At 65.6% G+C, this 25,637-nt stretch carries 18 protein-coding genes and 1 pseudogene; 7 read left to right on the top strand and 12 right to left on the bottom strand.

Annotated elements, in window-relative coordinates; translation table 11 throughout:
- Nucleotides 1-25: 25 nt before the first annotated feature.
- From ACYOEI_RS08985 to ACYOEI_RS08970, 4 genes are all read left to right on the top strand, one after another.
- Nucleotides 26-1,015, top strand: coding sequence for a family 43 glycosylhydrolase (locus tag ACYOEI_RS08985; protein ID WP_462849066.1), 990 nt, complete (start codon nucleotides 26-28; stop codon nucleotides 1,013-1,015).
- Nucleotides 1,016-1,278: 263 nt separating this feature from the next.
- Entirely contained in the window at nucleotides 1,279-1,644 is a 366-nt protein-coding gene (locus ACYOEI_RS08980; RefSeq protein WP_462849065.1) for a hypothetical protein, read from the top strand.
- A gap of 164 nt (nucleotides 1,645-1,808) precedes the next feature.
- Nucleotides 1,809-3,413, top strand: coding sequence for an efflux RND transporter periplasmic adaptor subunit (locus ACYOEI_RS08975; protein ID WP_462849064.1), 1,605 nt, complete (start codon nucleotides 1,809-1,811; stop codon nucleotides 3,411-3,413).
- Nucleotides 3,414-3,447: 34 nt separating this feature from the next.
- Nucleotides 3,448-6,597: an efflux RND transporter permease subunit gene (locus ACYOEI_RS08970; protein WP_462849063.1), complete on the top strand. Its 3,150-nt coding sequence runs from the start codon at nucleotides 3,448-3,450 to the stop codon at nucleotides 6,595-6,597.
- Nucleotides 6,598-6,641: 44 nt separating this feature from the next.
- On the opposite strand, the gene ACYOEI_RS08965 is transcribed toward ACYOEI_RS08970, so the two are convergent.
- The gene (locus tag ACYOEI_RS08965) at nucleotides 6,642-8,831 is read right to left on the bottom strand and encodes a putative bifunctional diguanylate cyclase/phosphodiesterase (RefSeq protein ID WP_462849061.1); all 2,190 of its coding nucleotides are present in this window, start codon (nucleotides 8,829-8,831) and stop codon (nucleotides 6,642-6,644) included.
- An 874-nt stretch (nucleotides 8,832-9,705) separates the two neighbouring features.
- Between ACYOEI_RS08965 and ACYOEI_RS08960 the strand changes: the two genes are divergently transcribed.
- Nucleotides 9,706-9,876, top strand: a complete 171-nt coding sequence (locus ACYOEI_RS08960; RefSeq protein ID WP_462849060.1) for a hypothetical protein — start codon at nucleotides 9,706-9,708, stop codon at nucleotides 9,874-9,876.
- Between the two features lie 153 nt (nucleotides 9,877-10,029).
- On the opposite strand, the pseudogene rplS reads toward ACYOEI_RS08960, so the two are convergent.
- The 5 genes and pseudogenes from rplS to ffh all read right to left on the bottom strand — a co-directional run.
- A pseudogene (gene rplS, locus ACYOEI_RS08955) lies at nucleotides 10,030-10,371 on the bottom strand (50S ribosomal protein L19); the annotation flags it as partial.
- Between the two features lie 176 nt (nucleotides 10,372-10,547).
- Entirely contained in the window at nucleotides 10,548-11,207 is a 660-nt protein-coding gene (gene trmD, locus ACYOEI_RS08950) for a tRNA (guanosine(37)-N1)-methyltransferase TrmD (RefSeq protein ID WP_462849059.1), read from the bottom strand.
- Nucleotides 11,208-11,234: 27 nt separating this feature from the next.
- Nucleotides 11,235-11,591, bottom strand: a complete 357-nt coding sequence (gene rpsP / locus ACYOEI_RS08945) for a 30S ribosomal protein S16 (protein ID WP_462849058.1) — start codon at nucleotides 11,589-11,591, stop codon at nucleotides 11,235-11,237.
- A 261-nt stretch (nucleotides 11,592-11,852) separates the two neighbouring features.
- Nucleotides 11,853-12,221 carry a GxxExxY protein gene (locus tag ACYOEI_RS08940; protein WP_462849057.1) on the bottom strand — a complete coding sequence of 123 codons (369 nt, stop codon included), beginning with the start codon at nucleotides 12,219-12,221 and terminating at the stop codon, nucleotides 11,853-11,855.
- A 96-nt stretch (nucleotides 12,222-12,317) separates the two neighbouring features.
- Entirely contained in the window at nucleotides 12,318-13,799 is a 1,482-nt protein-coding gene (gene ffh, locus ACYOEI_RS08935) for a signal recognition particle protein (RefSeq protein ID WP_462849056.1), read from the bottom strand.
- A 227-nt stretch (nucleotides 13,800-14,026) separates the two neighbouring features.
- Here ffh and ACYOEI_RS08930 point away from each other — a divergent pair, with 227 nt between their 5' ends.
- Entirely contained in the window at nucleotides 14,027-14,836 is an 810-nt protein-coding gene (locus ACYOEI_RS08930) for a hypothetical protein (RefSeq protein WP_462849055.1), read from the top strand.
- A 95-nt stretch (nucleotides 14,837-14,931) separates the two neighbouring features.
- Here ACYOEI_RS08930 and ACYOEI_RS08925 read toward each other — a convergent pair whose 3' ends face one another.
- The 5 genes from ACYOEI_RS08925 to ACYOEI_RS08905 form a co-directional block, all read right to left on the bottom strand.
- Nucleotides 14,932-15,744, bottom strand: a complete 813-nt coding sequence (locus ACYOEI_RS08925; RefSeq protein ID WP_462849054.1) for a sugar isomerase domain-containing protein — start codon at nucleotides 15,742-15,744, stop codon at nucleotides 14,932-14,934.
- Nucleotides 15,741-16,574, bottom strand: coding sequence for an SDR family NAD(P)-dependent oxidoreductase (locus tag ACYOEI_RS08920; protein ID WP_462849053.1), 834 nt, complete (start codon nucleotides 16,572-16,574; stop codon nucleotides 15,741-15,743). Before ACYOEI_RS08920 ends, ACYOEI_RS08925 begins: the two co-directional genes overlap by 4 nt.
- 170 nt (nucleotides 16,575-16,744) lie before the next feature.
- Nucleotides 16,745-17,206, bottom strand: coding sequence for a RidA family protein (locus tag ACYOEI_RS08915; RefSeq protein ID WP_462849052.1), 462 nt, complete (start codon nucleotides 17,204-17,206; stop codon nucleotides 16,745-16,747).
- Between the two features lie 176 nt (nucleotides 17,207-17,382).
- The gene (locus ACYOEI_RS08910) at nucleotides 17,383-18,108 is read right to left on the bottom strand and encodes a PepSY-associated TM helix domain-containing protein (RefSeq protein ID WP_462849050.1); all 726 of its coding nucleotides are present in this window, start codon (nucleotides 18,106-18,108) and stop codon (nucleotides 17,383-17,385) included.
- A complete protein-coding gene (locus ACYOEI_RS08905) occupies nucleotides 18,053-19,678 on the bottom strand; it encodes a DUF2271 domain-containing protein (RefSeq protein ID WP_462849049.1) in 1,626 nt (541 codons plus the stop codon). The genes ACYOEI_RS08910 and ACYOEI_RS08905 overlap by 56 nt, the downstream gene beginning before the upstream one ends.
- A gap of 1,170 nt (nucleotides 19,679-20,848) precedes the next feature.
- Here ACYOEI_RS08905 and ACYOEI_RS08900 point away from each other — a divergent pair.
- Nucleotides 20,849-22,762, top strand: a complete 1,914-nt coding sequence (locus tag ACYOEI_RS08900) for a heavy metal translocating P-type ATPase (protein WP_462849118.1) — start codon at nucleotides 20,849-20,851, stop codon at nucleotides 22,760-22,762.
- 299 nt (nucleotides 22,763-23,061) lie between these two features.
- Here ACYOEI_RS08900 and ACYOEI_RS08895 read toward each other — a convergent pair whose 3' ends face one another.
- Complete coding sequence (locus ACYOEI_RS08895) at nucleotides 23,062-25,635, bottom strand: HD domain-containing phosphohydrolase (RefSeq protein WP_462849048.1); 2,574 nt, start codon at nucleotides 25,633-25,635, stop codon at nucleotides 23,062-23,064.
- Between the last annotated feature and the right edge of the window lie 2 nt (nucleotides 25,636-25,637).

The raw sequence follows: 25,637 nt of genomic DNA, 5'->3' as shown, positions 1-25,637 counted from the left end.
AGAGTCGCTAACTTGGAGCTGTTCGATGATGGAACGATCGAGTCGCAACCTCTACAGCATACTCCTCCTTTCGATCCTGGGGATCCTTCTCGGGATCGAAGCCCAGGTTCGGGCCCAGGATCAAGCGGCGCCCAAGACCGTCGCGGGGTGGACGAAGTCGCCGAGGAGCCCGGTCCTCGGCGGCGAGCTCGGGACGTGCTTCGACATCTCGGTCCTCAAGGAAGGGGATGTCTACCGCATGTGGTTCTCGTGGCGACCGAAGAAGAGCGTTGCCCTCGTGGAGAGCAAGGACGGCGTCGAGTGGTCCAGGCCCGTAATCGTCCTCGGTCCCGAGGAGAAGACGGGCTGGGAGGACGACATCAACCGTCCGGTCGTTATCAAGCACGAGGGTGTCTACCGGATGTGGTACACCGGGCAAGCGAAGGACAAATCCTGGATCGGATATGCGACAAGCTCGGACGGCAAGGCCTGGAGGCGTGCGAGCGACAGGCCCGTTCTCGCGGCGGACCGGCCCTGGGAGAAGGTGGCGGTGATGTGCCCCCACGTCATCTTCGACGCCGAGGCCGGGTTGTATCGCATGTGGTACTCGGGCGGCGAACAGTACGAGCCGGACGCCATCGGACATGCGACCAGCAAGGACGGCCTCCACTGGGTCAAGCACGAGGGCAATCCCGTCTTTCGCCCCGACCCGTCCCTCGACTGGGAGAAGGACCGGGTGACGGCCTGCCAGGTGGTCCCGCATGGCGGCGGCTACCTCATGTTCTTCATCGGGTTTCGAGACCGAGACCACGCCCAGATCGGCGTGGCCCGCTCGAAGGATGGCCTCACCGGTTGGCGTCGACATCCGGCCAACCCGATCCTCCGCCCCGACCCCGGCACGTGGGACGCCGACGCGGTTTATAAGCCATTCGCGATCCTCGACGAGACGCGATGGCTCCTTTGGTACAACGGTCGCCGAGGCGGCGTCGAGCAGATCGGCCGGGCGACACATGAAGGCGAGGATCTCGGATTCTAGAGCGACGCTCGCATACAGAGGAACGAAGGCCATATGGACCAGGGCTCCCGTCACGGCGATCCGGCGATGGGCCAGGGAATCCTGGCAGGATTCTCCGGTTGACTCGGGATCGGGCTTCAGGAATCATTGACCTCGGCCCGATCTATCCTCTCGAGGGAGGATCGATGTTGCGAGAGTTCCCTCCAAGAGACTTGACTCGGGCCGTGAAATGCCTATTGATTGATGATAGGCATCGATGGCACCAACCCCTCGGGTTTGAAACCGTGCGGACTGTTGCGGCACTCCTCCTGATCGGCCTCGTGATGTTCTGCCCCGTGCTCTGCGGGGCGGTCGAGGTCGCGCACGGGCCGCATCGGCACGCGGACGGGGCCCCTGGCGATTCTCAGGCCCCCGAGTCTTGCCCCGAGCAGGGGGACAACTGCATCTGTCAGGGGGCCGTCCCCTCGGTCGATGCCCGGTTGCCCGGCTTGCTCGACGTCCTCGGTTCTCCGCTCTTCCTCCTGGGCGGCCAGACGATCCTACCCCATCACCTCTCCTGCCCCGTCGACACGTCGGGGACACTGCACGGCCTGGCGAGTTGGGGTGATTCGGTGACCGTGCGGGCCTATCTCCAGAATTTCCGCTGCTGAGATCCCTCCGCGACGGCGCCGGGGTGTGTCCCCGGCGTCTCGAATCCTGGCCCCGCATCCGGGGCTCGTGAAAACCCACGTCATCATCCCACCTTCGACCCTCGAGGCCCGTCGGCCCGAGGCGACGGTGATGGTCCAGGGGCATTCGCGCGGGGATCATTTCCATGAAACGCATTTTTGTCTTCATGTTTGCAGCGTTGCTGGGGATCGGCATCGTCGGCGCCGCGGTGGTCGTGGCCAGGCCGGCATGGGTCCCCTCGTGGGCCAAGGTCGGCCCGCTGGCCTCGGTCGGGGGCGAGGCCAAGACGGAAGACGCCGGGCTCTACTGTAAAGAGCACGGGGTGCCGGAGAAGTTCTGCACGATCTGCCACGAAGAACTCAAGAAGACCTTGATGCTCTGCAAGGAGCACGGCAACATCCCCGAGGACATTTGCACCAAGTGCCATGCCGAGGTCCGCGAGGCTTATAAGATCGAGATGTGTCCGAAGGGGCATGGGCTCCCCAAGGCGTTCTGCGTCGACTGTGGCCTGGCGCCCTCGGCGTCGACCGCGGAGCCGGACGACGGATGGTGTGCTTCGCATAACAAGCCGGAGCTCGAGTGCGCCGAGTGCCTCGCGGAGAAGGTCGCGGGCGGATCCTCCTCCATGGCCTCGGCAGAGGCGGCCAAGGCATGCCGGCAGCCCTTGCCGACGGTCAAGCTCGCCTCGGGCAAGCTCGTCCGCCAGATCGGGCTCCAGACGGCGCTCGTGACGGAGGAAACCCACGCCCACCGGCTCGTGGCCAACGCCGAGACGGCGTACGACGCGAACCACTACGCCGAGGTCAACCCGAGGGTCTCCGGGTTCCTCCGCGAGGTCCGTGTCGACCTGGGACAGGCCGTTAAACGCGGGGATGTGCTCGCCGTCGTCGACGCGGCCGCGGTCAGCGCCGCGAAGACGCAGCTCATCTCGACGCATGCGTCGGTGAAGCTCGCCCAGGCGACCGCAGACCGGACGCAGGCCCTGACGCGTACGGGGGCCGTCGCGGGCAAGGCGGAGCTGGAGATGCTCACCGCCCTGAACCAGGCGCAGGCGGGGGCGATGGACGCGGAGCAGAAGCTCCGCAACCTCGGCTTCGACGACGCGCAGCTCGCGGACGTGCTCAAGGCCCGCGACACCCGGAACGTGCTCGACATCGTCGCCCCGATCGACGGCTGGGTCGTGGCGCGACACGCGGTCAAAGGAGAGGCGATCCAGGAGACCAGCCAGCTCTTCACGATCGCGAACACGTTGCAGATGTGGCTCTGGGTCGACGTGTACGAGAGCGACCTTGCCAAGGTCGCGCCCGACCAGGAGGTCACGTTCACGATCTCGGGCGCCGACCCGAAGAAGGAAGGGGCCTCCTACCGAGGCAAGGTGACCTGGGCGGGGGCCGAGGTCAACCCGACGACCCGCACGACCCGGATCCGGGCGGAGCTCGTCAACACCCAGGGCCGGCTCCGCGCCAACCAATTCGGCAGGGCCGAGATCCGCGTCGGCGACGAGCACAAGGCGGTCGTGGTCCCCAAGCTCGCCGTGCAGAACAAGGACGGGGCCGACGTGGTCTTCCTCCCCGAGGCGGAGGTGGGCCGGTATCGGGCCCAGCGAGTCATGACCAAGGCGTCCGACCGGGGCGACGTCGTCGAGATCGCCTGGGGCCTCAAGCCGGGCCAGCGCGTCGTCACCAAGGGGGCGTTCCTGCTCAAGACCGAGATCATGAAGGGCGCCATCGGCGCCGGCTGTTGCGAATGACCCTCGCGACGCCGACGAACGGAGGATGCCCGCGATGCTCAATGCGCTGATCGATTTCAGCCTCAAGAACCGCTTCGCCGTCCTGCTGCTGGGGGCGATCCTGGTCGTCCTCGGCGCCCGCGCGGCTATCCGGCTGCCGATGGACGCCTTCCCGGACACCACGCCGGTCCAGGTGCAGGTCAACACGGTCGCGCCCGAGCTCTCCCCAGAGGAAGTCGAGCGGCAGATCACCTTCCCCGTCGAGCTGGCCGTGGGGGGGCTCAAGGGGCTCTCCGAGGTCCGCTCGATCTCGAAGTTCGGCCTGTCGCAGGTCGTCGCGATCTTCGAAGACGGGACCGACGTCTACTTCGCGCGCCAGCAGATCAACGAACGCCTGGGGGAGGCGAAGCTCCCCGAGGGGATCGAGGACCCCACGATGGGGCCGGTGGCGACCGGCCTGGGCGAGGTCTACCACTACATCATCACCAGCGAAGACCCCGAGCGCGACCTGGCCGAGCTCCGTTCGATCCAGGACTGGGTGATCCGCCCGAGGCTCCGGCGCGTCCCCGGCGTGGCCGAGGTGAACCCCTGGGGAGGCCTGACGAAGCAGTTCGAGGCGCTTGCTGATCCGATCAAGCTGGCGAAGTACGGCCTGACGCTCGACGACGTCACGCGAGCCTTGCGCGAGAACAACAAGAACGTCGGTGGCGGCTACGTGACGAGGGCCGGGGAATCGAGCCTGATCCAGGGGGTCGGACGGGCCCGCTCGATCGACGAGATCGCCAAGATCGTCATCACGGCGAGGGACGGCGTGCCGATCCGCGTCGGCGACGTCGCCGAGGTCGTCGAGGGCCACGCGATCCGACGCGGGGGCGTCACCGCCGACGGCAAGGGCGAGGTCGTCCTCGGGCTCGCGTTCATGCGGATGGGGGAGAATTCGAGGGAGGTCACCCGGGCGCTCGACCAGGCCGTTAACGAGGTCCGCCGGTCGCTCCCCCCGGGCGTCGACATCGTGCCTGTTTACCAGCGGACCCAACTCGTCGACCGCGTCCTCGAGACCGTCGAGCGGAACCTGTTCGAGGGGGCACTCCTCGTCATCGCGGTCCTCTTCGCGTTCCTCGGGAACCTCCGCGCCGGGCTGATCGTCGCCTCGGCGATCCCACTGTCGATGCTCTTCGCCGTCACGATGATGGAACGCATCGGCATCGCGGGGAGCCTCATGAGCCTCGGCGCGATCGACTTCGGCCTGGTCGTCGACAGCTCCGTCGTCATGGTCGAGAACTGCGTCAGGCGGCTCGCCCACGACCGCTCCGATCGCACGAAACTCGACGTCATCCGGGACGCCGCCGTCGAGGTCCGCAAGCCGACGATGTTCGGCGAGCTCATCATCATGATCGTGTATCTCCCGATCCTGACCCTGGAGGGGATCGAGGGGAAGCTCTTTCGGCCGATGGCCCTGACCGTCGTCTTCGCGCTGGCCGCGTCGATGCTGCTGTCCCTCACGCTGATGCCCGTCCTTGCGTCGCTCGGCCTCCCGAGGAAGGTCCGCGACCGCGAGACGATCGTCGACCGCGCGGCCCAGTTCCTGTTCAGGCCGCTCCTGCATCTCGGGATGCGGTTCCCGTGGGCGACGCTGATCCTCGTCGGCTCGATCACGGTGGCCACGACGATCCTGGGCTTGAGCCTCGGCTCGGAGTTCGTGCCGAGGCTCGGCGAAGGGACGATCGTCATCAATACGATCCGGCTCGCCAGCATCAGCCTGGAGGAGTCGCTCGAGTACGGGACGCGCATCGAAGCGCTCCTCAAGGAAGAGTTCCCCGACGAGGTGGACCGGATCTGGAGCCGTACGGGGACCGCCGAAGTCGCGACCGACCCGATGGGCTTCGAGGTGACCGACGTCTACGTCACGCTCAAGCCCCGAAACCGCTGGAGGAAGGCCACGACACAGGACGAGCTCGTCGAGGCGATGTCGAAGGTGACCGAGACCCTACCGGGCATGCGTGCGGTGTACAGCCAGCCGATCGAGCTCCGGATCAACGAGATGCTGGCGGGGATCCGGGCCGACCTCGGGATCAAGCTCTTCGGCGACGACATCGAGGTGCTCAAGACCAAGGCCGCCGAGATCGAGCGCGTAGTCAAGCAGATCCGGGGGGCGGCCGACGTCAGCACCGAGCAGATCACCGGCCTGCCCGTGCTCCGCGTCGAGGTCGACCGCGACGCCCTCGCTCGGCACGGTGTCTCCGCGCGCCAGGTCCTCGAGACCGTCAAGGCGGCCGGAGGAATCGAGGTCGGCGAGGTCCTCGAGCCGAACCGACGGTTCCCCCTGGTCGTCCGCCTCCCCGCCTCGTACCGGGACGATGCCAGGGCCCTGGAGGCGATCCTGATCCCGACCGCCAACGGCCAACGCCTCCCGCTCACGCGCCTGGCCCGGGTCGTGGAGACGACCGGTCCCTCGACCATCCAGCGAGAGTGGGGGCGTCGTCGGATCGTCGTGCAGGCGAACGTCCGGGGTCGCGACCTCGGCTCGTTCGTCAAGGAGGCTCAGAGGACGATCGCCCGGCAGGTGGCGCTCCCTCCCGATACCACGATCGAGTGGGGGGGCCAGTTCAAGAACATGATCCGCGCCGAGCGTCGGCTGCTGATCGTCGTCCCGCTGGCCTTGGGTTTGATCTTGAGCCTGCTCTACCTGACGTTCGGGTCGTGGCGGGACGCGCTCATGATCTTCAGCGGCGTCCTGTTCGCGAGGGTCGGCGGCGTCTTCGGACTCTGGATCCGAGGCCTGCCGTTCACGATCTCGGCCGGGGTCGGCTTCGTGGCCCTGGCCGGGGCCTCGATGCTCGAAGGGCTGGTGCTCGTCAGCGCGATCCGGGACCGGATGGCGCATGGCGTCCCGAAACGCGAGGCCATCGAGCAGGCGAGGCTCGCCCGCTTGCGCCCCGTCCTGATGACGGGGACCGTCGCCGCGCTCGGGTTCGTGCCGATGATGCTCTCGACGGGCGTCGGGGCCGAGGTCCAGCGACCGTTGGCGACGGTGGTCGTCTTCGGCATGGCCTGCGACACGTTCCTGACGATGCTCGCGCTGCCGGTCCTCTACCTCCTCTTCGGGCGAGGCCCGGGGCACGTCGCCACGGTAGAGGCCGAAGCGACCGACCCTTCCGAGACGGGGGGGCGCCGGGAGCAGCCTCAGCCTGTCGCCCTGGCTTGAGCGGCGGAGGAAACGCGGCCGGCCCAGGATCGGATGGGGAGGGTTCAGTCGGGGACCAGTCCGTCCCGGGACGTCTGGCTGGCGATGGCAGGAGTCTCGTGGGGCAGGCTGGCGGGGGCTTCGCAGGGGAGTCGCATTGGCACGGATCTGCGTGGGGAGCTCGTCGGCGAGGCGAGGATGTCGCGGTCCCTCCGCGGCCGGCCGAGCCAGGCGGTGAGCTCGTCGGCGGGGAGCGGACGGCTGATCAGGAACCCTTGGGCGGCATCGCAGCCCATCGCGGTGAGCCGGTCGAGCGTCTCCTGCGTCTCGACCCCCTCGGCGACGACCCGTACGCCCAGCTTTCGCCCAAGCTCGAGAGTCGACTGGACGATCGCCGCGGTGGTCGGGTCGATCGCGAGGTCTTTGATGAACGACCGGTCGATCTTCAGCTCGTCGATCGGCAGATCTTTCAGATAGACGAGCGAGGAATGCCCCGTCCCGAAGTTGTCGACCGCGATCCTGATCCCCAGGTCGTGGAGTTGCCCGAGGACGATCCTCGCGCGGTCGGGGTTTTCCATCATGACCGTTTCGGTGATCTCGATCGTGAGCCAGGAAGCGAGGGCGTCGCAACGGTCCAGCAGATCCTGGATTGCGGGGACGAGCCCGAGGTCCTGGACGCTCGAGACCGGCAGATTGACCGAGACGACGAGGTTGAGCCCCGAGCGTTGCCAGACCCTTGTCTGCCCCACGGCCGCTTTGAGGCTCCAGAGGCTCAGCGACTTGATCAGGCCGCTCCGCCTGGCGAGCGGGATGAACTGCGCGGGGGGGAGGAGCCCCTCTCGCGGGTGCCGCCACCGGACGAGGGCCTCGACATCGAGGATGCGTCCGGTCCGCAGGTCGAGCTTGGGCTGGTAGTGGAGCACAAGTTCGCCGTCCTCGATCCCGCGCTGCAATTCCCCCTCCATGGAGTGCCGAGGGGCCCAGGATCGGTCGCAACCGGAAGTATAGGCGGCGATTCCCCCTCCGGAATGCTTTGCGGTATACATGGCCGCGTCGGCGTGTCGGAGCAGCTCGTCGTAGTCCCCGCCGTGCTCGGGGAAGGCGGCGACTCCGATGCTCGCCCCGACGTCGACGGGTTGGCCGTCGAGCGTGATCGGCTGCGACAGGCACTCGAGCACCCGCCCCGCGACCGTGGTCGCCTCGGCCTCCGTGACTCCGGCGAGCAGGATGGCGAATTCGTCCCCCCCGAGCCGGGCGGTGACGTCCGAGTCGCGCATCGCATGGCGGAGACGACGGCCGACGACCTGGAGCACGACGTCGCCGTGGTGGTGCCCCTGGGTGTCGTTGATCTCCTTGAATCGGTCGAGGTCGATCATCAGCAGGGCGAAGGGTTCGCCGGTGTCCCGGGCCAAGGCAATCGATCGTTCGGCCTGGCGCCGGAGCAGGACGCGGTTCGGCAGGCCGGTCAAGGCGTCGTGGTGGGCCTGATGCTCGAGCGCTTCCTGGGTGCGGACCCGCTCGGTGACGTCCTGCACGAGCGCGAGCCGGGCCTTATTCCCCTCGAACGGGAAGTCGTGGGTCGTGATCTCGACATCGATGACGGTCCCATCATTCTTGCGATGCCTCCGCAACCCGGCGGCGACCGGCCAAGGCCGAGGTTCGTCGGGCCAGGGGCGGTCATCCGGAGGGGCCAGGTCCGCCAAGGTCATCGACCGAAGGGCTTCCAGCTCGAATCCGTACTGGGCGACGGCGACGGCGTTGGCCGAGAGGATCATCTGCGTCACCGCGTCGAGGATCAGCATCGGTTGGGGGTTGCCCTCGAACATCTGGCGGTAACACGACTCCGACTCCCTGGCCTGGGCTTCCGACTCTCTCGCCCGGGTTTCGACTCGCAGTCGTTCGTGCAGCCCTTGCTTCACCTGATCCCCAAGGACTCGCAACCTCCGGATCAGCAGGGCGATCCCCATCGATGCGACGAGCGGCGGCAGGCCTTCCGCGGCGAACAGGGAAGAGGGTCTCCCCAGCGCCTCATCCAAGGCCGTGTTGGTCAAGTGGATCGCGGCCATCGCCGCCACGCTCGAGCCCAACCCCCAGGTCCATGCCGGCGGGAGGACGACGAGGAACCCGATCGCCCGGATGCTCAACCCCGTGGTCGGTTGGAGCCAGAGGACCAACGCGTAGTAAATCGGTAGGGTGATGAGAAAATATAGCGAGGTGGGTACGAGGCGATCGCGGATCGAACGCAAGGTTCGCAAGGACCTATGGTTCGGCATATTCGCGGCCCGTCGATGGGAGGGGCGGTGCCGGGAGACGCGCCGGAGCGCAACCTGCCGGTGATAGTCTAACGCACGCAGACGGCAGCATGCCGTGAGGAGTCGACGTTGCGCCCCGGTCCGGGCGCGTCGGAGTGAAGGGCGGATTCTGTGGTAGTCTGGGTCGTTTTGATAAAGGGGAGGAACCGCCATTCCTTCATAACCGAGAAACATCGCATTGAGCAAGAGATTTTTTTTGACGTGCTGCACATTGACACCTAAGTGTGACCACACGAATTCACTGATGGGTTGGTGTGTTCGCCTTCGCTGAGGTCGAAGCCTGCGGCTTCAAGATGAGCTCGGAGTGTCTCGGGCCGGACTTCTCCGTCCCGAACCCTGCGTTACATCGAGAGCGCCTCTCGTTTGTGTTTCTCACGCCTTGCGGAGATCCCATTTCTGTCGTTGGCCGCTTCGAGGCCGGCTCTTCTTCCTTCCCTTCCCGTCACTACGAACCGGAGCGACGGCCTCACAGAGGCCGGCCACAGAAGACGGGACGGTGAAATCCCGACGTTTTTACGCGATGCAAGCGATTGGCGTTCTCAATCAGGGTTCCGACGTGGTCGACGGCGACGACCACTCCCCGGAAGTCGTCACTGACTCCCGGAGGACCCCTGTGTTTTGCAAAGTGAGCCCGGATTTTAGGCCGGGTCATGACAACCCGTGCCGCCACCTTCCAGGTCATCAAACGTAACGATTTGACCTGTCACGCGAAGGTCTGGTTGGTTGGCGAGGCCGGTCCGTACGTACTTCGGACGGAGTATAGAGCGTGGCGGGATCTCTCGACGCAGGATGATCGGAACTCGGGCGTGGCCAGGGGATGGTCCGGTCCCTCAAGGGGCTCGCGCGAGAAGGCGAGGTCGGCGTCCCCGTCGAAGGGACGCCGATCGGCCCGCTTGACCGGCCTTCGAGGCGGATGCCCGAGGTCGAGGCGTCGGATGGCTCCGACGGCGAGGACGGTTCGTCCTCGCGCGTCGGGCTCGTTCGATAAAGATTCGCCGTCAACGTCGACGGGGGGCGCTCATGAGCCGGCCTTGGCGGCGGCGGCAGCATCGGCCTTGGCCTTCTTGGCCGCGGCCTTGTTGGCGCGTCGCTCGGCCTTGGCGGCCTTGGCCTCGGCGATGGTCGTCTTGCCGCCCGGGAAGCGCTCCTTGAGGCGAACGGCCTTGCCCGAACGCTCGCGGAGGTAATAGAGCTTGGCGCGACGGACCTTGCCCGACCGCTTCACGACGATGTCGGCGATCCGCGGCGAGTGGACCGGGAACTTCCGCTCGACGCCCTCGCCCTGGACGATCCGGCGCACCACGAACATCTCGCGGGTCTTGGTGCCCGAGCGAGCGATGACGACGCCGTTGAAGATCTGGATGCGCTCCTTCTCGCCTTCCAGAATCCGGACGTGGACGTCCACGGTGTCGCCGATCTCGAACTTCGGGATCGTCTCCTTCATGCTCGAGCGCTCGACCGTCTCCATCAGATGATTTTGCATGGCTCAGCCCTTTCCTTCTGCCTTGGAGTAATCATGAGAGGGGGGCGTCCGACCGCGGGCCTTACCGGGAGACGATGACGACGGGCGCCTGGGCCTAGGTCTAGGGGCCCGGCTCTCGGGGCCGTCGATGCGGCCCACCGTCGCATGTCTACCGAGCGTCGCCGTCGAGGCCGCCCTCATCGTCGATGTTCTTTCCGCCACCGGGCGATCGCGGCGTGGTCGCCGCCGAGGAGGATTTCGGGGACCGCACGCCCGCGGAACTCGCGGGGGCGGGTGTAGTGGGGATACTCGAGTCCGCCGTCGGGCCCGAACGACTCGTCGACCGCGCTCTCGGCGTCGCCGAGGACCCCGGGGATGAGCCGGGTCACGGCGTCGACGACGACCATGGCCGGGACCTCACCCCCCGAGAGGACGTAATCGCCGATCGACAGACGCTCCGGCTCGAGGGCTTCCAGGATCCGCTCGTCGAACCCTTCGTAACGCCCGCAGAGGAGGATCAACCTCGGTTCTCGGGCGAGTTCGCGGACCTTCTCCTGGTCGAGCCTTCGGCCTTGGGGCGTCATGGCGATCAGACGGCCCGGGGGATCGGCGGCGGCCCGGACGGCCTCGACGGCCGCGACCGTCGGGGGTGCCATCAGGACCATGCCGGGTCCTCCCCCGAACGGCCGATCGTCCACCTGCTTGTGCTTCCCCTCGGCCCAGTCGCGGATATCCCAGCGGCGGACGTCCACGAATCCCCGGTCGATGGCGCGCTTCAGGATACTCTCGCCGAGGAATCCGTCGAAGAGCGCCGGGAACAGGGTCAGCAGGTCGAAACGGAGCACAGGGGCGGACATCGGTTCGTCTGTCGTCGGGTGCCGGGGTTACGAGGTCGCCGGGGGCGATGCCAGGGTAGCGGCCGGAGCCGGAGCCGGAGCCGCGGCAGGGGCAGCGGCCGGCGGCTCGGGAAGCTGCCAGGGCTCACCGGGCGCGGGCTTGGTCACGCCATGGCGGTTCAGGATCGCCTGGACCTTCTCGCTCGGCTGGGCGCCAACCGACAGCCAGTAGCGGATCCGGCTGACCTCCAGGACGGCGCGGGCCTCGAGGTTGCGGACCATCGGGTCGTAGAGCCCCAGTTCCTCGATCGCACGCCCGTCTCGAGGGCTGCGGGAATCCATCGCGCAAATGCGGAAGAAGGGGCGATGTCGACGACCGAACGATTTCATGCGAAGACGGACCACTCGAATCTCTCCTCAAACAAAGCCTCGGCTCGGACGCATGGCAAGTCCTTCGGGAACCCCACTCACCTGACTTCTCACCCTCCGGGACGAGGCCGGTCCCGAGCCTACGGCGGCCTCGCGTCACGGGCTTAAAGCACCCGCTCCATTCCCTATCGAACAGTCAGTGAGCCACGGACTAACAGACTGTAAGCCACAGACGAAGACAATTTAGCCACGGATTGAACACGGATGAAACACGGATAAGAGCAAGAGAAAAGATATTTAAAAGACAAAACGGTAAAACTCAACTTTGGTTCGTCCGAAATTGATCAGGAGGCCAATTTTGACACCCGTCGCCTTCAATTCGTTAAGAAGCTGGGGCTCATCCTCTGTGTTATAGGTCTTGGCGACTTTGAGCTCGACAATCACTTGCTCGTCAACGAAAAGGTCGGCTTGATAGTCTCCAACAACGGCCCCCTTGTAATTCACCTTGATCTTCGCTTCCAACTCGGCCCTAAGCCCACGCCTCACCAACTCAACCTGCATCGCCTTCTGATAAACCTTTTCCAAAAAGCCGTATCTCAAAACTCGATGAACCTCAAACGCAGCACCGATGATTTCCTCGGTGATCTGCCGGTGCTCGAGATCCATCTTATTTCTCTAACTGGCTTTTCTTGTTTTGTCTTATCCGTGTTCCATCCGTGTTTCATCCGTGGCTAAAAATTCTGTGGCTCTCTCCCCACACAATCAAGCTTCTTTCCCGCGTTCATCGCGGCGACGCTTGCGTTCTTCTTTCTCGCGTTGCTTGCGGAGCTTCTCGCGTTCTTTGGGGGTGAGCCGCTTGCCCGTGCCCTGCTTGGGGGCGACGAGGCGGGCGCCGGGGTTGAAGGCGCCGGCCTTGCCGAGGCCGGTCATGGCGCGTATCCTGTCAAGCATGCTCATTTGGGACATTTGCTTGACGAACGCCGCCATGGCGTCGAACTGCTTGACGAGCCCCGAGACATCCGAGGGGTCGACGCCCGAGCCGGCCGCGATGCGGCGGCGGCGGGAGATGTCGATCTTGTCGGGGTCCCGGCGCTCGTCGGGCGTCATGCTGTCGATGATGCCCTGGATCCGCTGAACTTCGCCGTCGGCGTCGATCTCGTCGAAGTTCACGGGCATCTGGTTGAGCCCGGGGATCTTGCCCATCAGGTCGCGGACCGACCCCATCTTCTTCATCTGGGAGATCTGCTGGCGGAAGTCGTTGAGGTCGAACTTCCCCTTGGCGAGCTTCTCCTGCTGCCGGATCGCCTCTTCCTGGTCCATGACCGACTGCGCGGCCTCGACCAGGCCGACGATGTCGCCCATGCCGAGCATCTGGCCGACGAGTCGTTCGGGGTCGAACGGCTCGAGCTTGTCGAGCTTCTCCCCCTTGCCGACGAACTTGACGGGGACGCCGGTGACCTTGCGGACCGACAGGGCGGCACCACCGCGGGCGTCGCCGTCGAGCTTGGTCAGGATCACGCCGTCGAGCTCGAGCGCCTTGTTGAACTCGCCGGCGGAGGCGACGGCGTCTTGCCCAGTCAGGGCGTCGCAGACGAAGAAGACGTGGTGGGGCTTGACCTTCTTCTCGATCTGCTGGAGCTCGGCCATCAAGGCGTCGTCGACGTGGAGCCGGCCGGCGGTGTCGAGGATGATCGTGTCGCGGGCCTGGCGATTGGCCTCGGCGAGGGCATCCTGGCAGACCTTGACCGGGTTCGACTCGGCCTGACTGAAGACGGGGACCTGGAGCTGCTGGCCGACGACCTTGAGCTGCTCGATGGCGGCGGGGCGCTGGAGGTCGGCCGCGACGAGCAGGGGCTTGCGGCCCTGGGCGGCGAGCAGCCGGGCGAGCTTGCCGCAGGTCGTCGTCTTGCCCGACCCCTGGAGGCCGCAGAGCATGATGATCGTCGGCCCGGACTTCTCGAACCGGATCGCCGGGTCGACGGGCCCCATGAGCTCGACGAGCTCGTCGTGGACGATCTTGACGAACTGCTGCTCGGGACGGACGGCCTTGATGAGCTGCTGGCCGACGGCCTTCTCGCCGACTCGCTTGATGAAGTCCTGGACGACCTGGTAGTTGACGTCTGCCTCGAGCAACGCGGTGCGGACTTCGCGGAGGCCGTCCTGGATATTGGCCTCGGTGAGCAGGCCGCGCGCGCGGAATCGCCCGAAGGCTGAGGAAAGGCGTTTCTGTAAGTCGTCGAACATGGCCGAGGTCGTTCCCGTTTCCTTCAGGTTGCGAACCTTTGAGTGTAATCCTCAACCGCGCGGCTGGCAACGCCAATGCGGACGCGATGGGCCTCGATTCTCGCAGGCTGTTCGGCTATATTGCGATTTCGAAAATATCCATATCGGAACGGCAACGGGTGTACCGTGCCGGCGTCTCGACCGCGATCCGGATCGGCGCGAAGATCCTACCGTCGGAGGGAAGGGCCATGAAGATCGCAGTGGGTTCCCGGGCTCGAGTCGGTCTGGTGCTCCTGGCCGTGGCCGCCTTCGCCTGGCCATCGTCGTCGGTCTTCGCCCAGAACTTCCCCGGCCCGTACCAGAACCTGACGGCGGGCGGCCTCACCCCCCTGCCCCCTCCTCCCCCGCGCGGGGCGTGGGGGGAAGTGATCATGTCCAACGCCAAATGGCTCGTGGTCCAGAACCATGAGGGGCAGCAGTTCCCGATCGCCTGGGAACGGGTCAGCCAGTACCTCGTCCGCTGGCCCTCCTCGCTCGAGGCCCTGACACCCCGGTCATATGTCGAGGCGATTGGGATGGACCTCGGCTCGAACACGGTCCGGACCGACCACATCGACATCTACGAGGGCTCGGACCAGACCCTCGTCTCGGCCACGTCCAAGAGCATCCTCCCGACCACCAACGGGGTTTTGACCACGATCGACCCGACGTTCAACCGGATGATGAACACATTCGACATCGCCAGCCAGAACGTCCAGTATGGCTGGGCCTACCCGATCAGCCCGGGGGGGAACGGGATCCCGGGCCAGCTCTACGTCGTCGGCAACGCCCTCCAGCTCAACCCCCTGTCGCTCGGCACCCCGGGCAACAACATCGCGACGGTCGTCCCCGACAACTCGGGAGCCTTCACGATTACCCAGGTCACGCGAGGGGCGGCCTCGTTCGCCGAGAAGGGGGACGTCGTCTTCCTCACCCCGGTTGACCTGACGGACAAGAGCCTGGTGCTCTCGCAATTGGTGCTCTACAAGAAGATCTCCCGGAACCGGTTCGGCAACTGACCGGCTCGGCCATCGAGCGGATTGTGGTCGACTTCCAGACGAGCCTTGCTCGATCTCGCGGGGTAGCCGGGGCACTCCTGCCCCGCATTCGAGGCTCAACGATAGAGGACGCCGACCCGCCGACGATAGTCGTCGTAAGTGGCCTCGAAGAGCTCGCGGGCCCGCTCCGCACCGAGGTGGCAGGCGGCCGTGAGGACCTTCGGTGGTTCGCCGGCTTCGGTCAGTCGGCGGGCCACCTCGGCCTTGAGCAGGTTGATGACGGTGCAACCCGAGACGCTCGAGATCGGGGCCACGGGGGTATCCTCGAGCCCTTCGACCCAGACTGCCGAATCGCCGGCCGGAGCCCCCTGATCGAGCACCATGTCGGCCACCTCGTACAGCTTGCGGCCTGACTCGTGCTTCGAGCTCGAGACCCGCGCATGTGGTAGCGAGGTCAGGGCGACCACGAACATCCCGAGCCGCTTGGCCTCGAGCGCCACGTCGATCGTCACGGCGTTGCAGCCGCTGGTGGAGATCGCCAGGAGCGAGTCGGCGGGCGTCGTGACGTAGTTCCGCCAGAGGACCGGTCCGAACCCCTGGACGTTCTCCAGGAACATCGCCTGCCGCTGCCCGTTCGCGCCGACGACCGGGTTGTGGAAGGTCATCGACAACTCGACGATCGGGTGGAAGCCGGGGAACGAGCCATAACGGGGGAACATCTCCTCGACGGCCATCCGAGAATGCCCGGTGCCGAAGACGTGGACAAGTCGCCCGGCCAGGATCGACTGCGCGAACCGCTCGGCGGCGTCGCGGATCGCGGGCAACTGCGTCGTCTCGATGGCGTCGATCGCCGATCGGACGGCCGCGAGATACTGGGTGAAGACGTCGGGAGAAGAAGTCGTGGAAGGAGGCTGTAAAGGGTCGGTCATCGCGACGTCCCGGGCGGATACTGGCCTTCGGAGACGCACCAGCCGCCGTCGACGTTGACCACGGCACCGGTGACGAATCGAGAGGCGGGTTCGCAGAGATAAAGGGCCCCCTCGGCGCAGTCCTCGGGAGATCCCGGGCCGCCGGCGAGCGGTTGCTTCGTGGCGAGGTAGCCTCGGATCGTCGGGTTCCCCACCGCTCTCGAGGCCATCGGGGTGTCGATCAACCCCGGCGCGATCAGGTTGAACCGGATCCGGTCACCGGCATACCGGGCCGCGGCGGCGAGCGTCATCGCGACGACCGCCCCCTTCCCCGCGGCATACGCAAACGTCCCGAAGAGCTCGGGCGATGGCGACCAGCCCAGGACCGACCCCATGTTCAGGACCGTCCCCCGCAGCCCATGCACGTCGACATCTTGCGCGAGCATCCGGCGCACGGCGGCGCGGTTGGTGAGGAATGGCCCTTTGACGTTGGTCTCCATCACGACGTCCCAGCCGTCTTCGCTGCAATCGTGGAGCGGCCCATCTCCGAATCGCCGCCCGCTGATCCCGGCGACGTGGAACAGGATGTCGAGCCGACCCCCGAGCCGTTCCAGGGCCGCGTCAAACAGGCCCTCGACCGCCTCGCCGTCGCGGACATCGGCGACGAGCCCCCAGGACGGCCCGAGTGGGGACAATGCCTCGACGGCCTCATGGGTCGCACCGGCCTCGTGCCCGGAGACGACGACGCGTGCCCCTTCTTCCAGGAACCGTCGGGCCGACGCGAGGCCGATCCCTCCCGTCCCACCGACGATCAAGCACGTCCGTCCCTGGAGTCGTCCGGCCCGGGACAATGGTTGGGTTCCTCTGGATGTCACGACCCTGGCAAGCTTCGGTCAGAGCCATTGCCGAAACCCGGTTTTTTCTTAAAAACCGGGTTTCAAGACAGGCACTCAATTACTAATTTTAATCTGTGCCGATCCGCGTCATCTGTGGATCAATTTCTGACCCAATCTCTCCGGTCTCAATCTTTGACCTGGAGGATCACTTCGATCTCGACCGCGATGCCGCCGGGCAAGGCCGCGACGCCGAAGGCGGAGCGGGCGCCTCGGCCTGGCTCGCCGAAGACTTCGACCATGAGGTCGGAGTAGCCGTTGATGACCTTGGGGTGGTCGGGGAAGTCGGGCGAGCTGTTGACCAGGCCGAGGGTCTTGACGACGCGGACGACCTTGTCGAGCGAGCCGAGGTGATCCTTGACGGTCGCCAGGATCGCCAGGCCGGTCTGCCTCGCGGCGACGATACCGCCGGCGAGGTCCATGTCCGCGCCGAGCTTGCCGGTGATCAGCGTGCCGTCGGACTTCAGCGGGCCGTGCCCGGAGACATAGAGCAGGTCGCCTTGCCGGACGGCCGTCACGTACGTGGCCACGGGCTTGGGGGCGGTGGGCAGTTCCAACTTCAACTCGGCCAGACGGGCGTCGGCTCCCATGGGGGCGTATCCTGCAAATGGAGCGGGGACTTCCAGATAACCACGAGGGTAACGACCCAAAAGCTAACCGCTGGCCCTCCTCAAATCAACGGGTTCGACGGTCCTTGTGATAGGGCGGGAGGACTCGCTTCAGGACAAAGGCACAAAGTCACGAGGAACTTGGGGAGGAGGTCCGATCAAGGGACCCCGAACAGGTAGACCGCCACGACGACGGCCGTGCCGACCAGGGCCACGACCACTCCGGGGAGGCGCCTGAGCTTCAGGTAGAAGAGCAGGATGAGGCCCGTCAGGGAGATGAGGGTCATCAATGCGGCCGACAGGTCGATCACCAGCGACCAGGCCGGGCCGGTGTCTCGGCCTTTGTGGAGGTCGTTGATGACCGCGATCAGGCCGTGGAACGACTGGGTGACGGTGTATCGGCCCGATTCCCGGTCGATGAATGCGTCCGCGGAGTAGCCCGGCCCCTTGAACGTCACGACGCATTCCCGGTCGTCCGCGCGGAACTCCGTCAGGGCCCCTCGGATGTCGTGGGCCTTGCGGAGATGCTCGACGACCTCCAGCTTCGCGACCCCGCCCGCCGGGTCCGGTTCGCTCGAAGGCGAGGGAGATGCCGGGTTGTCGACGTGCAGCCACCTGGCGTCGACCTCCCCTTCGGCCTGCACGCTGCGCTCGGCCTCGCCGAAGAACCAGTTCGGGTGGTTCAGGGTGATGCCGGTCACGCTGAAGAAGAGGACGGCCGCCAGGCCGAACATCGACAGATAAATGTGGATCCAGCGTGAGACCGCCGCGACCCGGATGGCGAGGCGGCGACGCCTTGGCCGGGCCGCGGGAGCCGCTCCCTCCTCGTCACTTCCGGGGGGCCTTCCGTCGGTATTCGATCGTGGCGGATTTGATCTCGACATTACCCTTGAGTTCCTCGGCGAACGGCTTGCGATCGATGACGACGGGCTGGCGGAGGCCCTGATACGTCCCGTTTTCCCGGGCGGCGTCGATGAACACGGTGTACTCGCCGGGGGGGACCGGCTTGCCGTGGTCGTCCTTGCCGTCCCAGATCACGGAGTATTTGCCCGGCGGGCGGGTCGGCCTCGAGATCGTGGTGATCATATCTCGCTTGTCAACGACCCGGCGCTCCTGGTCGGCCCGGTACCAGCGCTTCAGGTCGGGGAGCCATTGGAACGGGCCCGGCCCGCCGAGCGAGATCCAGAGGACCAGGTTGCGCACGGGGAAACCGTCCTTGTCCTCGACCCAGACGGCCACATACGGCCGACGATAGCGCTTCCCTTCGGGGTCGGGCTCGGGGCGGTTGATCTCGAAGTCGATCAGGAGCTCGAACTCCTTGCCCCACGAGTCTCCTTCGGCCACCTTTGTTTTCGGGACCGCCTTCTTCGATTCGCCCGTCTTTTTTTTGGCCTCGGGCTTGGTCGCGGGGTCCTTCGGAGTGTCGGCGAGCGCGACCGGCAGCGGCTTCGGCCGCTCGAGGCGGTCCCAGCCCTCGCTCCTGACGACTCGGCCGTCGGCCGACAGGATCATGCATTGGACGCCCGGTAGCGAGTTCGCCAGCCGCACGCCCTGCTCGGGCTCGAGCACGTTGAAGGCGGTCGCCAGCGCGTCGGCGTCGGCCGAGCGGTCGGCGACCACCGTCGCGGCGAGGACCCGATCGGCGGGCCGGCCGGTCCTCGGGTCGAAGATGTGAGAATGCCAGCGGCCGTTGATCCGAATCCCGCGCTGGGAGCTCCCGCTCGTGGCGAGCGCCCGGCCCTGGACCTCTACGTACGCGATAGGCTCCGAAGACTCCGAGTCTCCCAAGGGGGGCGCGATCCCGACCGTCCTCGCGAGGTCGCCGACGACGCGTAGATCCCCGCCGACGTTCAGGAGCACGCCTCGGATCCCCCGGGCGCGGTCCAGCGCGGCCTCGGCGGCCCTCCCGACGATGAAGCCCTTGGCGATCCCGTCGAGGCTGAGCGAGCCCTCCGCGAGGAATTCGGCCGTCCCGGCGGACGGGTCGAGCCGCCAGGCCACATGCCTCATCCGTCGGGTCGCCTCGGCCAACTCGTCGGGGTCCGGCGTCCGGCCTCGCTTGGCGCAGGACGACCAGAGTTGAGTCAGGATCTGGACCCTCGGGTCGAACGCCCCTTCGGTCCTTTCCCGCCAGGCGTCGCACGCCCGGAGGACCTCGAAGAGCTCCGGCGAGACCTTCACGGGACCCCCGGGGCCGGCCTGCCAGCGGCGGAACTCGCTCGACGGGTCGTACCCGCTGAAGATCGCCGAGAGGCGGACGATCTCGCCGAGGACCCGGCCTTCGGCCCGACGCGCCGCCTCGCCGTCATCGGCGGCGACCCGGAGCTCGAGCGACGTCCCCATCACGTTCTCGTGATAGAAGACGAAATCGTCCCCGGCCGAGGCCGACCGAACTCCGGCGCCGAAGAGCCAAAGCCCCAGGGCGCATGCGGTGATCCAACTCGTTCGACGCATGGTGGCTCCGTCTCTCCTCCGGGCGGGCTCGTCGCAAAGTCGCCGGGCGGTCCAGGCCATCCTCCTCATTCGGGAACGACAGCTCGTCCAAGTATATCCAACGGCTCACCGTCGTTCATGCTGGCTTTTCCGGCCCGATCGGTCCACAGGGGGAGTTCCGATCGGCGAGCACCGAAGCCGTGTCGTTTTCGATCGCGGCCGTAGTGGAGGCGGTCAACGTCACGGCAACAGCCCCAGAGCGGCTCTCACTTGCGTTTGAGGACGGTGGCGGAAAACGGGGACCGGGTCCCGGCCGGGTAGGTCCTGGTCTCTCGGGGCTCGAGGCCACGGCGGGCGACTGTTCCCATTACCTCCGGCGTGGGCAACGCAAACGCGAACCGCTCTAGGCCTAAACCAAGCGTATCGAAAACCCTCTCACGCCCCTCCAACTTGGATTTAAGGGGTTTTGGCAACGGCACTTGCGCGAGCGTGTGCGTTTTCGAGTGAGCGCCTCTTCGATTTCCATAGTTTCGTGGCATGCCTTGTTTTATAGGGCGCAGACCGCTGTCATCCCTATGTCATCGTGCCGGGTACGCTTGTTTTAGGTCTAGGGCCGCCGGGCCAGCGGGTGGCGGGAGCGGGCGACTGCTCCGCGATCCAGCGAGACCCTTCCATGGCCTCGGCGGCAGGAGACTGGGGCCCGCAGAAGATCCGCCTCATCTCCACGAAGACCCCTTCGATGGGCGGTTTTGCCGGCCTTCGACTCTTCGCGAGAGAGTCCTATTTATATTAAAATTAAAAAATACATGAAAAAAGATTATGTTAACAGACGGTATCAATAATATTGATGTAAATGTAATAAAAAATTTGTTCGCTAAATCAACGTTTATATTGGTGATTTGTATTGCAATGTAAAGTGGATGGACGGTGGATTTGTAAAGAATCATTGGGGAAACGGGGGCGTGCGGGTAAGATGGAAAAAATCGGGCGAGGCAGGAAAGCCTACCAATGCAATGGGCAGGCGGACTATTGGATTAAGACTGAGGGTTGCGCGCCTGTGGACATGGGGCCGTAGAGATCGGGGAGATCGGATCACGTCTCACGGGCGGGCGATCACGGCCGCGCGACTCCCATGAAGCAATCGGAGTTCCATGCTTGTCACGAATGCAAAGATATGAAAGCTTATTAAAAATGAAAACATCGGCATTTAAAATGATCGCGGCCCATTGCGAGAATGACGTCGTGATCGCGGTCGTCGCACTGGTGGCCATCGCCATTCACCTGATCCTGCGATTCGGCCTTGGGCCGCCGGGTGCGGCTTTCGGCTTTCCCATCCCCGCGATACCGCTGCTGATCGCCTTGGCGTGCGGCTCTCCGCTCGTCGTTGGGCTGGTGGTTCGCCTGTCGCGTCTGGAATTCAGCTCCGATCTACTCGCGGGGATTTCGATCGTTACCTCGGTGTTGCTCGGCGAATACCTGGCCGGGACCCTCGTCGTCCTCATGCTCTCCGGCGGTCAGGCCTTGGAGAACTACGCCGTCCGCCGGGCGTCCTTCGCGTTGGAAGCACTCGCCCGGCGGATGCCATCCCTCGCACACCGGCGGATCGAAGGAGTGATGGGGGACATAGCCCTGACCGATGTCGCGGTCGGCGATAGTCTCGTCGTCTTCCCGCACGAAACCTGCCCGGTCGATGGTCGCGTGCTCGAAGGGAACAGTACGATGAACGAATCGTACCTGACGGGTGAGCCTTATCTCCTGCCCAAAACCACTGGCTCGGCGGTGCTTTCGGGGGCCATCAACGGCGACGGGGCCTTGACGATCCGGGCGGAACAAACCGCCGTCGATTCGCGTTACTCCAAGATCATGCAAGTCATGCGCGATTCGGAGCAAAAGCGGCCCCAATTGCGGCGACTCGGCGATCAGATCGGGGCCGTTTACACGCCGCTGGCCATCGTCATCGCCCTGCTCGCATGGGCACTGAGCGGCGATGTCTTGCGGTTTCTGGGCGTGCTGGTCGTCGCCACGCCCTGCCCGCTGTTGATTGCCATCCCCGTGGCGATCATTGGTTCTGTATCACTAGCGGCACGCCGGGGCATCATCATCAAAGACCCGGCCGTTCTGGAGAAGATTGATACCTGCCGGATCGCGATCTTCGACAAGACGGGCACGCTTACCTATGGGCAGCCCAAATTGACCGAAGTGCTCCCTGCCGTTGGCTTCTCCAGGGACGAAACACTTGCGGCCGTGGCAAGCCTCGAACGCTATTCGCGGCATCCTCTCGCCTCGGCCATGATCGACGCCGCTGCTGATGCAAAGCTGCCATTCATCGAGGCTGGCGAGGTCAGCGAACGCCCGGGTGAGGGCCTGCGTGGTGTTATCGATGGGCGGACCGTTCAGGTGACCAGCCGGAAGAAGTTCGCCGCCCAATCCCCGGAAGTCGTCGATTTGCTCCCCCCCCTCGCAGGTGGGCTGGAATGCGTCGTGCTGGTCGACGGCCAATATGCGGCCACGTTCAGGTTCCGCGACGAACCCCGGGCCGAGAGCAAATCGTTCGTCCGGCACTTGAAACCTCGGCATAATTTTGAACGTGTCCTACTCGTTTCGGGCGACCGCGAATCCGAGGTCCGCTACCTCGCCGAAAAGGTTGATATCACGGAAGTTCATGCGAGCCAAAGTCCCGAACAGAAATTAGCCCTCGTGCGCGCCGAGACGCAACGCGCCAATTCGGTCTTCATGGGCGATGGTATCAACGACGCTCCGGCTCTCACGGCGGCGACCGTGGGGATTGCCTTCGGGCAAGGGAGCGATGTCACCGCCGAGGCGGCAGGTGCCGTCATTCTGGATAGCTCTTTGGAACGGGTAGATGAGCTGCTGCATATCGGGCGAAGGATGCGGATGATCGCCTTGCAGAGTGCCATTGGCGGCATGGGATTGAGTCTCGTCGGCATGTGTGTCGCCGCGGCGGGGTACCTGCCGCCGGTGGTGGGTGCCATCACGCAAGAGGTCATCGATGTCCTTGCCGTGCTGAACGCCTTGCGAACCTCCATGACGCCGCGAACTCTCACGGACTACGAGCAGCGACCCATTCCAGGAGATTATAAATAAAAGTATTTTTGTGTTTTCGCGGCTCGCTCGACTCCATCCATCGTGGGATGGTCGCGGCTACGGTCATGGAGCCTTGTCGTTTTTGGGCTTTCGTTCGTGATCGGCGATCCCGAGGGATTTCGCCCTGGCGTTTATCGTGACGAGGGCAATCCTGCCGGTCGGCGAGCGGCGGGCCAACGACCTGTGACGATCGATAGAGCGGACGGATGGGGTTTACCGGTCGTCGGCGACGCATGCCGCTTCAATGCAGGCCGAGCTTAAGAGGAAAAGCGTGGCGCGCGGGTCCGGGACTCGACCGCTCAGCCGCCTGACTTGGAGGGATCGATCATGGGGAGGAATGCCTTGACGACCTTGGGGTCGAGGTGGGAGCCTGCCAGCGATCGGATGTGGTCGAGGACCTGATCGATGGGCCAGCCCTTGCGGTAGGGTCGATCGGAGCGGACGGCGTCCCAGATGTCCACGGCGGCGAAGATTCGGGCGGCGAGCGGGATCTGTTCGCCTTTGAGGCCGCGGGGGTAGCCGGAGCCGTCCCACTTCTCGTGGTGGCAATAAGGGATGTCGAGGGCCGATCCCAGGAAGGGGATCGGGGAGAGCATCTCCATGGCGAAGGTGGGGTGGCGTCGCATCGTCGCGAGTTCCGTCTCGTCGAGGGGCCCGGGTTTGAGCAGGATGGCGTCGGGGATCCCCATCTTCCCGATGTCGTGCAGCAGGGCGCCCCGGCGGATGTGGATGAGCTCGGACGCACCCAGGCCCATGGAGCGGGCGAGGTGGAGGGTCATCTCGGTGACGCGCTGGCAATGCCCTTCAGTCTCGTGGTCCCTCAGGTCCAACGCCCGCGACCAGCCCTCGATCGTGGCGTCATAGGCGATGGCCAACTCGAGGTTCGTGCGCTGGAGGTTCTCGACGAGCGAGGCGTTGTCGATGGCGATCGCCGCCTGGGCGGCGAGCGTGTCGAGGAACTCGTGCCATTCCAGGTCGGGGGCGAGCTCGTCGCGGTGGAAGACTTCGAGGATCCCCTCGACCTGCCCCTTGACCAGCAGGGGTACGGCCCAATACGCGACGATCCCTTCGTCCGCGAGCGGCCTCGGGTCCGGCGAATGCCTCCCGTCGCCCGGCCAGCGGGGGACGTGGATCGTCCGGCGCTCGATCGCGGCGACCCCGGCAGGCCCGACGCCCAGGCGGACCGGGGTCCTCGCGAGGCCCTGGGCCCGAAACCCCTTGCCGTTGGCGAATTCGAGGTTGTGGGCGTGCGGGTCGCGCAGGAGGACGCAGGCCGCGTCGACCCCGAGTTGGGAGAGGACGTGGTCGAGGATCACGCCGAGCGTCAGCCGGAGGTCGTTGCCGGAGGTGATCTCCAGATCGATCCGGCGCATCGCGGCGAGCTTCTCGACGCGTCGGGCGAGCCCGACGTTCAGGCTGCGGATCTCCTGCTCGGCCCGCTTCTGCTCCGTGATTTCGCGGAAGACGGCGACGCCCCCGCGGGGCGTCAGCTCCTCGTCGTCGCGGAGCGGGCAAGCCGTGAGGTTGAGCCAGAGCCCCTCGGGGTGCGTGCTGTTCCGGATCAAGATCTCTTCGGAGGAGACGTACTCGCCCCGGATCGCCCGGGCGATGGGGATCAATTCGGACGGAAAGGCCGCCCCTTCGTCGAGGCGGGTGCCGTGATCATCCGCGTGCTCGTCGCCGAGTGATCCGGTCGTCCCGGTGCCGAGGATCGCCTGGGCCGCCGGGTTGAAGAACAGGAGCCGCCCTCCCTCATCGGCCACCGCCACCCCGTCGCCCATGCTGTCGAGGATCGACTGCAAGATCCTGGTCTGATGGCGGAACGCTTCTTCGGATTGCGCCAGCTCCCGGGACTTCCGCTCCAGCTCCCCTTCTTTCCGCCGCTCCTCGCTCACGTCGACCGCGATCCCTCCGATGAAGCGTCGTCCTTGGGGGGCGTTCACGGGGAACTTGTAGTAGAGCAGGTCGTGCGGTGGGCCATCCCGGCCAGGGACTTGGCCCACGAACTCGATGGCACGGTCTTCGACGAGCACCGACCGGTCGTGGTCGCGAAATCGTTGCGCCAGTTCGACCGGCCAGAGTTCGAAGTCCGTCTTACCGAGGCAGGTCTGGTCCTCCAGGTGGAAGAGGCGGTTGAAGGCGTGATTGGCGAATTGGTATCGTCCTTCCTCGTCCTTCATCCACGCGATCACCGGGCTGTTGTTGATGAAGGCGTCGAAGAGCTGTTCCCGCTCGAGGAGCGCGACCTCGGCCCGCTCTCGCTCGGCGACCTCGGCGGAGAGCTCGCGGTTGGCCCGTTCGAGCGCGGCGGTCCGTTCCCGGACCCGATCCTCGAGCTCGTCGCGGGCCCGTCGTAGCGCCTCCTGCGCCTGTTCTCGTTCGGCGATCTCCGAGCGCAGGCTGTCGTTGGCCCGCTCGATTTCGGCGGTCCGCTCCCGGACGCGACCCTCGAGCTCGTCGCGGGCCCGCCGGAGCGCCTCCTGCGAATCGCGGTGCCAGATTGCGTAGCGGAGGCTCCGCTCGAGCTGGCGCGCGTCGAACCGCCCCTTGGCGAGATAGTCCGACGCCCCGAGCTGCATGGCCTGGATGTCGAGTTCGAGGCCTCCCTGGCCGGTGAGCAAGATTAACGGGGCCTTGTACCCCGCGACGATGGCCTCTTCGACCAGGTCGAGGCCATTGCGGCCCCCGAGGCGATAGTCGATCAGGACGACGTCGTGCTCGTCTCGAGCGATCACGGTCAGGGCGGTCTCGGGGTCCGGAATCCAATCGAGCGAGTAGCCGTCTCCCGGGATCTCCGCGAGATAGTCGCGCACCAGGACGAAATCGTCCTCATCGTCTTCGACCAAGAGAACCCGGGTTCGCCGCTCGTCCATCG

This window comes from Singulisphaera rosea (assembly GCF_054877945.1).
Note: the sequence above shows the minus strand (reverse complement) of the source record. Positions and strands in the feature narration are given on the sequence as shown.